At 56.9% G+C, this 13,922-nt stretch carries 11 protein-coding genes and 1 pseudogene; 8 read left to right on the plus strand and 4 right to left on the minus strand.

What is annotated here, in order from left to right; translation table 11 throughout:
• The first annotated feature begins 180 nt into the window (after positions 1-180).
• The 6 genes from H8B14_RS20100 to H8B14_RS21235 all read left to right on the plus strand — a co-directional run bounded on the left by H8B14_RS20100 (position 181) and on the right by H8B14_RS21235 (position 5,900).
• Positions 181-1,629, plus strand: a complete 1,449-nt coding sequence (locus tag H8B14_RS20100) for a SusD/RagB family nutrient-binding outer membrane lipoprotein (protein ID WP_187317468.1) — start codon at positions 181-183, stop codon at positions 1,627-1,629.
• A gap of 9 nt (positions 1,630-1,638) precedes the next feature.
• The gene (locus H8B14_RS20105; protein WP_187317469.1) at positions 1,639-2,994 is read left to right on the plus strand and encodes a sodium:solute symporter family transporter; all 1,356 of its coding nucleotides are present in this window, start codon (positions 1,639-1,641) and stop codon (positions 2,992-2,994) included.
• Positions 2,987-3,820: a metallophosphoesterase family protein gene (locus tag H8B14_RS20110; RefSeq protein ID WP_187317470.1), complete on the plus strand. Its 834-nt coding sequence runs from the start codon at positions 2,987-2,989 to the stop codon at positions 3,818-3,820. Before H8B14_RS20105 ends, H8B14_RS20110 begins: the two co-directional genes overlap by 8 nt.
• Before the next feature lie 252 nt (positions 3,821-4,072).
• On the plus strand, positions 4,073-5,218 hold the full coding sequence (locus H8B14_RS20115) for an ISKra4 family transposase (protein WP_261990116.1): 1,146 nt from the start codon (positions 4,073-4,075) through the stop codon (positions 5,216-5,218).
• A 242-nt stretch (positions 5,219-5,460) separates the two neighbouring features.
• Positions 5,461-5,769, plus strand: coding sequence for a transposase (locus tag H8B14_RS20120; protein WP_187317472.1), 309 nt, complete (start codon positions 5,461-5,463; stop codon positions 5,767-5,769).
• Positions 5,766-5,900: a hypothetical protein gene (locus H8B14_RS21235; RefSeq protein ID WP_261990117.1), complete on the plus strand. Its 135-nt coding sequence runs from the start codon at positions 5,766-5,768 to the stop codon at positions 5,898-5,900. Before H8B14_RS20120 ends, H8B14_RS21235 begins: the two co-directional genes overlap by 4 nt.
• A 759-nt stretch (positions 5,901-6,659) precedes the next feature.
• Here H8B14_RS21235 and H8B14_RS20125 read toward each other — a convergent pair.
• On the minus strand, positions 6,660-7,733 hold the full coding sequence (locus tag H8B14_RS20125; protein WP_222840667.1) for an RHS repeat domain-containing protein: 1,074 nt from the start codon (positions 7,731-7,733) through the stop codon (positions 6,660-6,662).
• Between the two features lie 934 nt (positions 7,734-8,667).
• Between H8B14_RS20125 and H8B14_RS20130 the strand changes: the two genes are divergently transcribed.
• Positions 8,668-9,348, plus strand: a complete 681-nt coding sequence (locus tag H8B14_RS20130) for a recombinase family protein (protein WP_187317474.1) — start codon at positions 8,668-8,670, stop codon at positions 9,346-9,348.
• A 204-nt stretch (positions 9,349-9,552) separates the two neighbouring features.
• Complete coding sequence (locus H8B14_RS20135; protein ID WP_187317475.1) at positions 9,553-10,419, plus strand: type IV toxin-antitoxin system AbiEi family antitoxin domain-containing protein; 867 nt, start codon at positions 9,553-9,555, stop codon at positions 10,417-10,419.
• On the opposite strand, the gene H8B14_RS20140 is transcribed toward H8B14_RS20135, so the two are convergent.
• The 3 genes and pseudogenes from H8B14_RS20140 to H8B14_RS20155 form a co-directional block, all read right to left on the minus strand.
• The gene (locus H8B14_RS20140; RefSeq protein WP_187317476.1) at positions 10,406-11,293 is read right to left on the minus strand and encodes a nucleotidyl transferase AbiEii/AbiGii toxin family protein; all 888 of its coding nucleotides are present in this window, start codon (positions 11,291-11,293) and stop codon (positions 10,406-10,408) included. The genes H8B14_RS20135 and H8B14_RS20140 overlap by 14 nt on opposite strands.
• 553 nt (positions 11,294-11,846) lie before the next feature.
• Positions 11,847-13,001, minus strand: a pseudogene (locus H8B14_RS21240) (transposase).
• A 30-nt stretch (positions 13,002-13,031) separates the two neighbouring features.
• Positions 13,032-13,910: a hypothetical protein gene (locus H8B14_RS20155; protein ID WP_187317479.1), complete on the minus strand. Its 879-nt coding sequence runs from the start codon at positions 13,908-13,910 to the stop codon at positions 13,032-13,034.
• Positions 13,911-13,922: the final 12 nt, after the last annotated feature.

The raw sequence follows: 13,922 nt of genomic DNA on the forward strand, positions 1-13,922 counted from the left end.
CTGACTGTAGCGCTGGTCGGACGGAACCTGCTGGCCTTCTCGCGCATCCCGCACTTCGACCCCGAGCAGACCTCGTTCCAGCAAAATCAATTTCAGACAGGCGTCGAGGACATGAGCTACCCAACCACCCGCAACGTGGGCTTGAAACTAAGCGCAAACTTCTAAGCCTGCCACCACATCATGAAACGGAAATTATACAGCATCCTCCTGCTGAGTGCCCTGGCTGGGTTTCTGCCCGCGTGTACGGACGGCTTCGAGGAAATCAACACCAATCCCAACGCGCCGGTCAACGTGCAACCGTCGCTGCTGCTGCGCAAAGTCATCTTCGACTACGGCGAACAGATGTCGTACGAAGCCTTCGTCGCGGGCAACCTGCTGGGGCAGTACTTCACGGCCATCGACTTCAACCTCTTCGACCGGCACAGCCTGAGCGAACCGCAGTACGGCGGCAACCCCTGGCCTTTTCTATACAGCAACCTGCGGGACAACGAGATTCTGCTGCAAAAAGCGCGCGCCAATCCCGCTTTCGCGGTGTACGAAGGACCGGCCCTGATACTGAAAGCCTACCTCGCCGCCACGCTGACGGACCTGTACGGCGACGTGCCTTACAGCCAAGCGTTGCAGGGCCGCGCGGGGGTGATTACGCCGGCCTACGACAGTCAGGAGTCTATCTACACGGCCCCCGGCGGCATCCTCGACAACCTGGACAAGGGCATCGCCTCCATCAATAACTACCGAGGTACTACGGCCCTCGAAGGGGATGTCCTCTACAATGGCAACCTCAGCAAATGGGTAAAATTTGCCAACTCGGTCAAGATTAAGTGCCTGATGCGCGTATCGCGCAAGGTGAACGTGCAGGCTGCCTTGCAAGCCGTTGTGACCGGCGGCAATTACATCCGCACAAATGCGGACAATGCCGCCTTTCGGTTCTCGCTGGCGCAGCCCAACAATTTCCGCATGTCGACCGCCCGCATCGGGGACTTCAACCTGTTCATCATGTCCAAAACCAGCGAGGAGCTGCTCACGGGACTGAGCGACCCCCGGATAGCTACGTATTTCCGGCCCACGGCGGCCAATCCGAGTACCTACCAAGGGCTGCTGAACGGCCCCGATGCCTCCAGGCTCTCCATTTCGTTGGCCAATTACTCCCTTACGGGAACCATCTTTCGGGAAAGCTCGGACCGTTTATCCGCCAACTACCTGACCGCGGGCGAAACCAGTTTCTGGCTCGCCGAAGCCGCCGAGCGGAACCTGATAACCGCAGCGGCGCGGACCTTGTATGAGCAAGGCATTACCCAGTCGTTTGAGTACTGGGGAACGGGCCTGCCCGCCAGCTACCTCACCAGCAGCCGGGTGGCGTACGGTCAGAACGGCCAGAACCCCATCGAGCAGATAGTAACGCAGAAATGGCTGGGCAACATCAACAATGGCTACGAAGGCTGGACCGAGTACCGCCGGACGGGTTTTCCTCGCTTGAAAACGGTTTCCGCTAGCCTCAACAACGGGCTGATTCCCGTTCGCATGCCCTACCCCGCCACGGAAAGTGCCCTGAACGCGGTGCAGTACAAAATAGCGGCCGACAACACCCAAAACAACAGCGTCAACGCCCCCGTGTGGTGGGCCCGCTGATACCCCCGTATGAGCACAACCCTTTTGCAGTGGATGTTGGTCCTGGCGTCCAGCATCACGCTGTTTTTCGTGTCCCCGCTGTCCCGGACCGCGGCCGAATTTTTCCGAGGAGCCCGCAAAGAGCGCACCCCCAATGCTGTTTTTCTGACGAGTAGCCTGGTTATCTCCTGGCTGTTTGCCAAGTCGATTACCAACGCCGCCAACCTGGGCCAAAGCTTCGGGCTGGTGGGGGGCGTGGCCTACGCAGGGTATTACCTCTCGTTTCTGGTGGCCGGCTTTGTCATCGTGTCCATGCGCAACAAAGGGGGCTACCGCAGCATCCACCACTTTCTGGAGTCGAAGTATGGCGCGGGCGCGGTAGTCGTCTTCACCTGCCTGATTATCATTCGGCTGTACAACGAAATCTGGTCCAACACCATCGTTATCGGCTCTTATTTCGGCGCGCAGGGTACATCCGCTTACTACGTCGCCATTGTGGTGTTCACCCTGCTGACGCTGGCCTACACGCTCAAGGGCGGCATGAGCAGCTCGATTATGACCGACGTCATTCAGCTCTCGCTCTTTGTGGTGTTGCTCACGGTTATTCTGGGCTTTATCCTTCCGCAGTACGGGGGCAGCCTGAAGCCCTTTCTGAGCAGCGGGGAATGGACCTTGGGGCAGGGGGTCGATTTGCTGCTGGTGGCGTTGGTGCAGTGTTTCAGCTACCCCTTTCACGACCCGGTGCTCACCGACCGGGGGTTTATCGCCGATACGCGCACGACGCTGCGGTCGTACCTCTGGGCGGCGGTTATCGGCTCGGGCTGCATCCTCTTTTTTAGCTTCGTGGGCATCTTCGCCAAGCTCAACGCCCTGACCGGCGAAGCCCCGGTGGCCGTGGCGCGGTACTTCGGGGTGCCCATGCTGCTGCTGATGAACCTCATCATGGTTACCTCGGCCTCGTCGACCCTCGATTCGGCCATGGCCGCGTTCTCCAAACTAGTCAGCATTGACTTGAGCAAAGCGGCCGAACCCAGCGTATCAAGAGGACGGTGGGCCATGGTGGTGTTGACGGTACTGGGCACCGTCCCGGTGTTTTTCAACCCCGCTATTCTGTCGGCTACTACCATCAGCGGCACGCTGGTGCTGGGGCTGGCACCCGTGTTTTTGTTTTGGAACGTGCCCGTCCCGCGCCTTGCCTTTCACCTGGCGGTCGTGGGAGGTCTGGTGTTGGGCGGTTTGCTAACGCTGTTTCCCCTGCCCGATACCCTGCACCTGGGCGACGGCAAATACGGGGCGCTGCTCAGCACGAACCTGATGACGTCGGCTTTCTGTTTCGGGGTGTTCGGGCTCTGTATGCTTCTCCCCAAAAAGCCCCATCATGGATAGTTCACTCCCCCAAGACCTCGGCACGCAAAGCGGCCGGCTGCTCGTGTTCGGAGGGCCCTACTCGAACCTCCAGGCCTTGGAGGCGCTCAAGGCCATTGCCGACCAGCTGCAGATTCCAGCTGGCAACATCATCTGCACCGGCGACATCGTGGGCTACTGCGCCCAACCCGAAGCCTCGGTGCAGTTTGTGAAAGACTGGGGCGTGCACGCCATTCAGGGCAATGTGGAACAGAACATCATCCGGGGCGAAGACGACTGCGGCTGCAACTTCGCCGAGGGCAGCCGGTGTGACCTGTTGTCCCGCGCCTGGTTTCCCTACGCGGTGCGGAGCCTATCGGCCGGCTCGGTCGCCTGGCTGAGCACCCTGCCGCTCCAGCTGTCTTTCCGGTACGCGGGCAAGGCGGTGGCCGTGCTGCACGGGGCGTCCACCGGCATCGCCGATTTTGTGTTCGCTTCTACCCCCTGGCCGGTGAAAGAAATCAGCTTTGCCGCTACCGGGGCCGAGGTGATACTGGCCGGCCACGCCGGAATACCCTTTGTCGATGCGCGTGCGGGGCACTGCTGGCTCAACGCGGGCGTGATTGGGATGCCCGCCAACGATGGCACCCCGCGGGTATGGTACCTGCTGCTCGATGATACCAATGGCCGGTTTAGCTACACCTTTCACGCCTTTACCTACGACAACGGCAGGGCTCATCAGTTAATGCGGGCCAATGGGCTCCCCGACTCCTATGCGCACACGCTCCTAACGGGCATCTGGGATAACTGCGAAATTTTGCCAGCGGCAGAGAAGACTTTACAGGGCCATCCCGTTACGCTGCATTAGAGATTATCGCTACCATTAAGCAGCAATTGCGCTAAGCAATAAAGCATTGTTTATCAGCGCGTTCTGTTAGTGTTCTAGCAAATGTACATTATGCGATGTAAGTAGTAATCAGCTCAGAAGTAGGCTATAATATCTGACTGACTGCCTTTCATCACCTTCTCATGAATCAATTAGCCACCCACTGGGGGCCTGATGAGATGATGAAACGCTTACCGCAATTTTTCGCCCCGTTGTAACGAGAACCCCAAAACCTTGTTCGGCAACGTGACGGTCGATAGCCCGCGCTACTACTTGCCGCCCACCGAGGCGGGACCGAAGAGCTTCAGTCCCCTGCAGCACCTATTTCCGCAGCATGTGACGCCGGAATTGCTGTACCTGGAAACCAAGTGGGCCAGCCTGATTCCCTACCAGAAAACGGCCGATTTACTTCACGATGTGCTGCCCCTGAGTGCGAAGCTCACAGGCACAACCATCCAGCAGCACCTGCACGCGGTGGTCACGGCGCAGGAGCAGCAACTGGCCCCGGAAGTGGCCACTTTTCACGGTAGTTCTCAACTTGAACGCGAAGCCTTACCTCGTCCGGCGCGTACCCTAGTGGTCGGTCTTGACGGCGGCTACGTCCGGCACTGGCATAAAAAAGGCTGTTTTGAGGTCATTGTCGGCAAGAGTATTCCCGCCGAAGGAGCCGCCAAATGCTTCGGCTTCGTGCAGGAAGTCGATGCCAAGCCGCGTCGGCGCGTGTTTGAGGTGCTGCGTTCGCAGGGGCTGCAGGCCAATCAGGCGGTAGAATTCTTCACGGACGGCGCCGCGGTTCTGCGGTCGCTGACCAGCTACCTGAGTGCGGAGTCCACGCACATCCTGGACTGGTTTCACCTGACCATGCGCCTGACGGTGCTGCAGCAATACGCGCTGGGATTCGCTCAGGTCGACGCGGCCAGTGGCAAAGCACTGCAAGACCGCTTGATCAGCATCAAATGGCACCTCTGGCACGGCAACGCCGAGCGGGCCCTGGAAAAAATACTGGACTTGGACGATATCCTGACCACGCACCAAGACGACCCGCTGGTGGCCAAGAAATACAGCAAGTGCAAGCCATTGGCCCGGCTACTGGCTGATTTTCACACCTATGTGGAGCAAAACAGCGGCTTCATCGTGGACTACTCGGAGCGCCATCACTACGGCGAACGGGTGTCTACTGGCTTTGTGGAGTCGGCGGTGAACCAAGTGCTGGCCAAGAGAGTGGTAAAGCGACAGCAGATGCAGTGGACCAAAAAGGGCGCGCACCTGCTTGTGCAGGCCCGCACCAAGGTGCTCAACGAGGACTGGGAAGACTGTTTCCGGCAGCAGTATCTCGGCTTCCGGTCAGTGCCAGCGGAACCGATGCAGATGGCCCCTTAGCCCCACTGCCCCACACTTTTTGATGCTCTCCTACGCGCTGGGCGCGACCTGCAGCACTTGGCAGAGCTGGCGCACGGGCGCTTGGCCCGTGCGCTGGGCGATGTGCTGATAGGTACTCACCGCGTCGGCTGGCCGAAGATGACCAAGGCTTTTTTTAAAATATCCAGCTCCTGCTCGGCCCGTTTGAGGCGTGGGGTGGTCGGCTAAATCTGGACAGTGTAGGGTGGTATCTTTCCTTCGTCATGAAAGACACGTCAAAACCCGACAAACGCCGCAAGTATGATGCGGCCTTTCGCGCCGAAGCCCTACGCTTGGCCGAGCAAAGCCGCTCGACCCAAGCTGCGGCCCGGGCGCTCAACATCGACCCGAAGCGCATCTACCAGTGGCAGAAAGCGGCCCAAACGCCAGCCGCGGCCACGTTAGGGCCTGCGCTGGACCCGGCCACGGCCGCCGAGCTGCGCCAGCTGCGGGCCCTGGCCCGGCAGCTGGCACAGGAACTGGAGATGTTAAAAAAAGCCATCGCCATCTTCTCGCAGACGCCGGCCCAATGAGCCATTATCGCTTCATCGCCGCCGAGCGCGGCCACTACCCTGTGCGCCAACTTTTCCAGGTGCTGGGCGTGCCAGCCAGTGGCTTTTACGCTTGGCAGGCCGAGCAGCAGTGGGTGTCGTTAAACAAATAGGGGAGAACCTCCGACTCGGACGCCCAGCAGCTTGAATGCTGCTGATAAGGCATAAATGCGTCGTAAGAGTAGCGAGGGATGATAGTGTTACACGCTCCTTACTACAATCAAAGGAGGGTAGCGAAAATGAGCGGTAAGACTATAGATTTGCTCTCGTTTCGAGTAAAAGGCTATCTATCAAAGTTCTAATCGCTGAAATTGCGCGGTTGTGCCGATGAGTCGGAGGTTCTCTCCTATTTGTTTAACAACACCCAGAGGAGGGCAACTCCTGTTGCCAGGGCTTTACTAATTGCGGCACCAGCTTAGGGCTAGTTCAAAATAAAACACACAATCAGTATATTACTGGGTTCAGAAGTTTAAGGATTAGATATGATTCCCCCTGTACTTTGATCCAAAACTTGTATTTCCCTGGTACCTTTTTCAGACAAATACTTGTATTCCTCTGAAAAAGGAATTTTATCTAATATAATTTCCCAAACGGGATACCCAGAATTATATCTTATAGGAGAGTTGAAAATATAATCTCGTTCTTTTTTGAAAAGAAAATTATGTTAGCCTTTTTTCCAATAACATTTGCAGGAATTATAAAAACACTATCATTTAGTCTTTTTGGCTTTACCTCAAACTTTCCAAAATCAAACAGCATTTTGTCTATTTTTATATGACTATCATCTTGATACATTCTCATTGTTATGTGAATGTCTGCAACTGGTTTTTGAAGACATAAGAATATGGCAAGAAAAAAACTCTCCATCTTACTCAAGGATTTATAGTTCTAAATTCGTGCAGAGGAAATGTTGCTATTGGGGTTTTAGAGGTGCCATTATAAATATAAACTTTTTTATCTTCTGCTCCTATTACATAGGAGTTTCCAGGATAGCTTTGAGCCTGGTTGTAATCTACTACAGGAGTTGGCGACTGTCTAAAACTTCCTTTTGATCCAACAACACTAAATGTAGAGGAAGTGGGATCCTGCGGCAGCCCGGTTGATGCAACACCTTTTGGATGCACATGAAAACCACCTTCTATATTCTCTATTCGATCTTTTGCAGGGTTGGCACGGATTGCTAAATCAATTGATGCCATTCCATCAGTCAGCGGATCTTTTTTAGATCCTGGCTTTGCAGCTGTAACTTCATCTTGGCCATCCATAGTTGTGCCATAAAAACCGCCTTCTTCATGAAATCCTCCTGCATCGTCATCCCCTTTGAATTCATCTTGCCGATTAGTGTTTTTACTATTAGATCTATCAACTGCTTCTCCCATTTGTTGATGCTGATTAAAACTTGGAAGCTTCAATGCTGAGTTTACTACACTTGCATCTGCTACAATACCTCCCGAATTTTTTAGCTCTTTTACGGTATTTTTATCTGCTACCACATACATCTTATGATCTTTTATATTATCTGTGCCAATTAGATTTCCTTTCTGATCATATAAATCCCCTGGCGCCATTCCATCTAAATCCAAGAAGCGTAACGGATTATTGAAACTGAAGTTGTAAGGTGACCAACGACGCATAGCGTCTGCTAAGGGATCTATGCTATTCCAGCGCCCCAGTTGCGGATCATACATTCTGGCGCCGTAATCGAGCCAGTTCAGCCCAAAGTCCCCCTGCTTCTCCTTGCCGTTGTACTGGAATTTTGCGTCCGGCTCACCAGCATCCTCAATACCCTCGAGGTTAAGTCCCCAAGGGTCATAGTGATTTTCCTGCATTTTTTGATCATCAATAAGCCGTACGGCTACGTCGTCAAAATAAGCAGGTGTTCCACTCTCGTTTATAACTGAGACTTTTACAAAACCGGCCGAATCAGCTCTCATACCCGTTTTCAAGTGCTGCCAACTGTCTGTGGTGGTGCATTGCAATGGTACTGTACGAGATGCTATCAACTGACTGTCGCAGTTGAACAACTCGAAGTGGAGAAATGCTTTGGGCAACTCGTCCTGCTTAGGTTTGAAGAGCTGCGGTACTAGACTTATGCTGGCCCCTAGATAAGGCAACCAGCGCCGGGGGGGGGACACGCCCTGCTTTTGATCACTACCGAGCACACCGGGGCCACCAGTCACGACGGCTCCCGCGACAACCGCCCCACGCCGCCAGAAGCGGCCGGAAGCGGCCGTGTGGTCATATCGACCGTACGCTTCGGCCCGGATGCTGTCACCGGCTTGCACAGCCCAACGGATACTGGGGCCTACGCGGCGGCCTTCCGCAGCAGACAGACGGGCTACGTAGTCGCCTGTGCGCGCGTGTTGCCCGTCGCGTTGTCGTGCCTCGCCTACATGTTCGAAAGTATGTTCTTCCTCCGCGGCGTTAGACGGCTCCATTCCAGCTGTACGTTGCTGCGAATTATTGCCTTCGTCGCGAAATCACCTTTGGTAATCGAGGTACGCAGGTTGTGGAGCGCGATGCGAAAGCTAAGGCCACTTGTGCTTATTGTGACGCTCGCGGTAGGGCAGACCAGGATGCAATGGCAGTGATGATTTCGGCCCCACTTCACTGGCCCGCCCCCATCATCTACGAGCCGAAGGCTGTTGCATCACAGGTTTGACTTGACGGAAATTAGAGGGAGATGAATCGTGTTTTAAAGCCTGGGCAGATTTGTCCAGGCTTTAGCTATTTCCCGGGATAAGCTGCTCTATATGTAGAATGCGGTTGAGTTTACTCTGAGTCATTACTGATTTCCTCGTTTTACATATTGTAAACGTTCGTTTGCAATATGTAAAATGGCTAACTTGCGAGAGTTTTCTTCCCTCTGGTTTTTTTCTCATGTCACCGGCACGCCGCTACACTCCTTATTATAGAGTCTCCACTCAGAAGCAAGGCAATTCCGGCTTAGGCCTTGATGCGCAGCGGGCGGCCGTACGAGCCTTTGTGCCGGACGTGGCCCAGCTCGGAACCGAGTTCGTGGAAATTGAGAGCGGTAAGAAGAACCAGCGCCCGCAGTTGCTGGCCGCCATCGCCGAAGCCCGGCGCGTGGGGGCGACGCTGCTCATCGCCAAGCTGGACCGGCTCAGCCGCAACGCGGGGTTCATCTTCGCCCTGCGCGACTCGGACGTGGACTTTGTCTGCTGCGACATGCCCGACGCAAATACGCTGACCGTCGGGCTGTTTGCCGTCATTGCCCAACACGAACGCGAGACTATCTCCAAGCGCACCAAGGACGCGCTGGCCGCCAAGAAGGCCCGCGGCGTCAAGTTGGGCAGCCCGGCCAATTTTACCCCGGCGGTTATCGCTCAGGGGCAGGCGGCCATGCAAGCCAATGCCCGCGAGCACCAAGCCAACCGCCAGGCCGCTCGACTCGCTGAACTGCTCCGCGCCAAAGGGCATACCCTCTGGCAGATTGCGGCCGAACTCAACCAGGCCGGCTACCGCACGCGACGCGGTAACGCGTTTCATGCCACGACCGTGCAGCGCCTATTACCGGTGGCTGGCTCCGTACACAGCTGAACAACATACGGAGTTGCGTTACTGAACAAAAAGCTTTAACTTTGCGTAATACAAAGTGTATACACTTTGTATTTGCGGCCAACATGACATTGCTACCCCTCCCTAATTGGTGCAGCGGCCTTGGATTTGACTTTTTGCTTTTTATGTCTTAACTTTGCTGGAAGTATATATACTTCCAGTGTTTCGGCATGTTCAACCGCTGCTATGGCCGGTAAATCACGGTTTGTTATCGCAGAGGCCCGGATACGGGCGTTCTTTAAGCAGCACCCCAAGAAGGCCTTTACCAAGTTGCAGCTGATTGCCTTGGTGGAGGAACAACGGGCGACCTGGAACATTGCGCCGACCACCACGGAGGAAAAGCTGATTGACCAGTTGCTGGCCAAGGAGGTGCTCCAGAAGATAAAGCTGGAGTCCGACGGGTACTTGCCCTCGAAAGAACTCTATGTGCAGGACGAGTTTTCGGTGTTGCACATCGCCACGGCGTTGGCCCCCCGGGCCTACCTGTCACATTACTCGGCCATATGGGTGAACGGCTTAACCACGCAGGTGCCGAAGATTATTTACGTGACGTTTGAGCAGACCAAGAAACCCCAGCGGGATGCGTCTCTGACGCAGGCCGGCATTGACGCGGCGTTTGCCAAGCCCCAGCGCCGCACCACGTCCAGCATTCGCTACGGGGACTTCACGTTTATGGTGCTCAACGGCGGTTTTACGAACCGCTTAGGCGTGCATCAGCTGGACGGCATTCCCACCACCAATGTGGAGCGCACCCTGCTCGACAGCACCGTGCGGCCCGGCTACGCGGGGGGCGTTTCGGCCGTCCTGGAGGCCTACCGCCAGGCCCGGGGCAAGCTCTCGTTAAATAAGTTGGTGGCTACGCTGGACGCCTTGGATTTCATCTACCCCTACTTCCAGGCCGTGGGGTTCTATCTGGAGCGCGCCGGCTACCAAGGCAAGAAGTTAGACGAGTTGCGAGAGCGCCCGAAGGCATTCGATTTCTACCTGACGTACGATATGGAGGATAAGGATTATTCCGCCGACTGGCGGCTTTACTTCCCTAAGGGGCTGTAATTCCTTCAAAGGCATTCATCACGTAGTCGAAATAGAAGTCAAAATCCTGCACTTCTTCCGTTTGGGAGACCGTCGCTCGGACGTTTTCCCAGTCGTCGCGGTGCAGAGACTTGTGGTGGCGCATCTGTTGTAGAAACGCCAGCGGCACACGCTTGGCGTCGAAGATGTGTTGCAGCAGCGCCCGGCTCTCGGCAGACCTGCAGGTTACTCCTTGGGACTCCATGATTAAGTGGATATCGTAGAAGTCCCGGGCCCGCGCCCTTGGAGTATGCGAAGGAATTATCTCGGCGTACTGCGGCAACTGCTGGCAAATGGCCCGTACTTTCTCGAATACTATCATTTCCGCCGTGTACACATACACGGTGTAGCCATCCACTTTAATGGGCCGCTTGCTGCCTTCGCCCATGTATTCGAACTTGCTGAACTCGATTTGAAACTTCGAGGAATTGTTGGGGCGCAGGGGGATAAAATCCCGCCGCTGCGCTTTGGGATTCGCGCTCGGCTGGTCGAATACGTGCTGCTCCACCACTTTGAACTCCACCAGGTAACCACCCCAAAAATCAGCCACTTGGGGTTTGACTTTGGGCTTGATGACAAAGTTGTAGTCCAGCACTACGTAGCCGTTTTCGGCGTAGGTCTGCACCAGCGTCTTTTCAATTCTATCCTTAATGATCTGTAGGTCTTCTAGGAAGTCGCCGTCGGCCAGGGAAAAATCCAGGTCAAAGGAAGTGCGCGAAACCGCGCCCTGCTGGCCGCTGTAAGCCAGGTCGATGGCGTTGCCGCCCTTTAGCACGATGGCTTCACTCAGCTCGTCATCGGAAGCGAGGGCAATAATGGCGAGGTGCTTGATTTTGTTGACGACATCGATGTCCATACTGAGGGCTTAGAAGCGCGGTAGCTTGACTACTGCACCAGCAAAATTAGCTGAATTTCGGAAGTCCTACTGACAGAAATGGTAACACCAGTAACACAGGTAATATTAGTAACATATGTAATACTAGTAACACTGATAATACTGCTGATAACAGCTTTGAAAGTCAAGCTGACCGAATTCTACTGCCTGAGCCAATCGTGAGCCAATTTGCCTGTTAAAAAAGCGCCTTCACGGCGCTCACTTAAGGATTTGCGCTTGGGTGCCGGCGCGTGGTGAGCCAATCATGAGCCTATTAACCGTACTCAGTCTCTGCTCCGCGGGTCCCAGTTTTCTGCAGGTAGCCGCCCTTCTCCAACTCATCCAGGCAGCGCGTGGGCGTGGACATGCTCACGCCCAACTGCTGCACCACGATGTTGGTGAGACGGCCGTGCTGCTCGTAGCAGCCCCGGAGTAAGTCAGCGCCTGAGCGCCTGCTGCTAGGCCTTCTTATAGGGGTTCTTCTTCCAACGGGGCGGATTTACACGCTAAGGAATTTCCCCGCCCCAGCGGGCTTCTACGGCTGGCGTAACGGCCGGCGGTGCAGCGGGTCCACCTGCGCCGGATTCTCGAAGGAATACTTGCCCAGTCGGTTAATATGCTCGTAGCGGCTGGGCGAGAGGTATTCAAAATGGGCCTCGTCCACTGGATACCCTTCCGTTTGCAGTTGCTGCAGGACCTCCTGCATGTAGACCGTATTCCAGAGCAGCACGCAGTTGGTGAGCAGCGTCAGGCAACGGGCGGCCTCGGCCTGCTCCTCCTGCTGTTTGCGCCGGATCACGCCCTCACTGCCGAACCAAAGCCAGGCCCGAAGCGCGTGCAATTCCTCCCTTTTGTTGAGCTGGGCGTGAATGCGTCGCCGCAACGGCTGGCTCTGCAGGTAGCGCAGAATGAAATTGGTTTTAATGAGCTGGCCGTAGGCCTGCAGCACCTAGGTCAGGTGGTTTTGCCGGGGGTAAGCCTGTAGCTTGCTGATGAAGAGCGAGGCCGTCACGTAACCCAACTTGAAGGAGCCGGCTATTCGCAGCAAGTCGTCCAGGCGGGCCTCGATGTAGCCGGGCTGCACGTGGCCGGTGAAGTGAAGGCCCGGGTAACTCAGCTCGCGGCCCCGGATGCGGCAGAGCTTCTGGTCGCCGATGTCGCGCAGACGCGGCGAGTACTGCAGGCCCAGCAGGTCAAAAAGTCCGAAAATCAGGTCCGTGTAGCCGTGCGTGTCGGTGGCGTGCTCGACGATGACCACGTCGGTTTCGTTGCCCAGCACCTCATCCAGCACATACGTGGCGTCCCGCTCGGTGGCGGGGATGACCTTGCTGCCGTACTGAGCGTAGTGGTCGGCCGTGTGGGTGTAGAAGGTCACGCCCCGGCCGTAGCCGAAGTAGCGCGGCAGGGCTTTGGCGTTGCGCACGGCCCCGCTGACGGGGAAGCGCTGGCCATCCGAAGAGGACAAGCCCCCACCGCCCCAGTGCCGGGCCAGCCACTGGCGGTGCTGCTGGTTGACCACGCGGGTAGTGACCGCCCGCAACGGCTGCTCGTGCAGGAACTGGTGGGTGGCCCACCACACCGTTTGGTAGTCCAAGCCGGTGCTGCGGGCCATGTCGGCCAACGGAATGTTACAGGCGGCCGCCAACAAGGCGGCGTACACTGGCTCCGGGTCGTCAACAGCTCCAGCCAATGATTCACGTAGCAGTTCCGAAAAACCGGTCTAGCCGTCCACTTCGACCAAGATGTCGGTCAACTCGACCACCGGCATGCGGGCGCGAATCTGCTCGTCCAGCACCCGGAGCGATTCCGGCAATTCCTCGGCCTGCAGCGCCGTCACCACCAACTCACCCGCTTCCAGGCGCACCTCCCCGCCTTCGGCCAGCAGGGCCGTTACCCGCGGCAGCAGCGCTTCGAGCTCGGCGAGGCGGGCGTGCAGGCGCTGACGCGGGTCCTCCGGTAGCCCCAGCTGGCGCAGCACTTCCCCGCGCAGGCCCGGCCACTGGGCGGCGGGAATCAGATAGCTCTCCAGGTCGGCGTATTTGCGCGAGCCGGGCACGAACACGTCGCCCGAGCGCAGCCGCTCGCGCAAGGTGGCCAGCACGCACAGTTCGTAGGGCAACCGCTCCGGCACCTGCTGCGGGTGCACAAACCCGTGCCAGGAAGGCGTGATGAAGTCGGTTGGCGCATCGGCCGGCAGCTTGCGCCGCGCGCCGGTCTGCAACTCCACCACCAGGGTCAGGGCCTCGGCGAACCGGTCACCGGCAAAAGCGCTGGCAAACGAGACCTGCCGCAACAGGCGGGCGGAAAACTGCTTCAGGTGCGCGTAGCGCCGCAGCAAAAACGCCAGGGGCGAATCCAAGCGGGTATCGCTCAGGGCAAAGTAGGCTTGCAGGGACTGTTCGACCTGTTCCCGCGGAATGGTCTCAAACACGGCTTCGCGCACCAGCCCGGCTGGGATCTGCTCGTCGACGACCGTGCGCGCCACCTGGGCGAAGACGCGCAGGGCCGTCTCGCGGGCCTGGCGAATGGCCTGCAGGTGCGCCTCGTGCTCGCGCTGCGCTTTGCGCTGGGCCAGCGCCCAGTAGTCGGGGTAGCACAAGAGTAAGAACGG

The sequence above is a fragment of the Hymenobacter puniceus genome, from assembly GCF_014333525.1.
In the GTDB taxonomy this organism is placed as follows: domain Bacteria; phylum Bacteroidota; class Bacteroidia; order Cytophagales; family Hymenobacteraceae; genus Hymenobacter.

Bases quoted from the DNA above. Each gene is read 5' to 3' on its own strand.
- H8B14_RS20100 (WP_187317468.1), top strand. From the start codon at position 181: ATGAAACGGAAATTATACAGCATCCTCCTGCTGAGTGCCCTGGCTGGG.
- H8B14_RS20105 (WP_187317469.1), top strand. From the start codon at position 1,639: ATGAGCACAACCCTTTTGCAGTGGATGTTGGTCCTGGCGTCCAGCATC.
- H8B14_RS20110 (WP_187317470.1), top strand. From the start codon at position 2,987: ATGGATAGTTCACTCCCCCAAGACCTCGGCACGCAAAGCGGCCGGCTG.
- H8B14_RS20120 (WP_187317472.1), top strand. From the start codon at position 5,461: ATGAAAGACACGTCAAAACCCGACAAACGCCGCAAGTATGATGCGGCC.
- H8B14_RS21235 (WP_261990117.1), top strand. From the start codon at position 5,766: ATGAGCCATTATCGCTTCATCGCCGCCGAGCGCGGCCACTACCCTGTG.
- H8B14_RS20130 (WP_187317474.1), top strand. From the start codon at position 8,668: ATGTCACCGGCACGCCGCTACACTCCTTATTATAGAGTCTCCACTCAG.
- H8B14_RS20135 (WP_187317475.1), top strand. From the start codon at position 9,553: ATGGCCGGTAAATCACGGTTTGTTATCGCAGAGGCCCGGATACGGGCG.
- H8B14_RS20140 (WP_187317476.1), bottom strand. From the start codon at position 11,293: ATGGACATCGATGTCGTCAACAAAATCAAGCACCTCGCCATTATTGCC.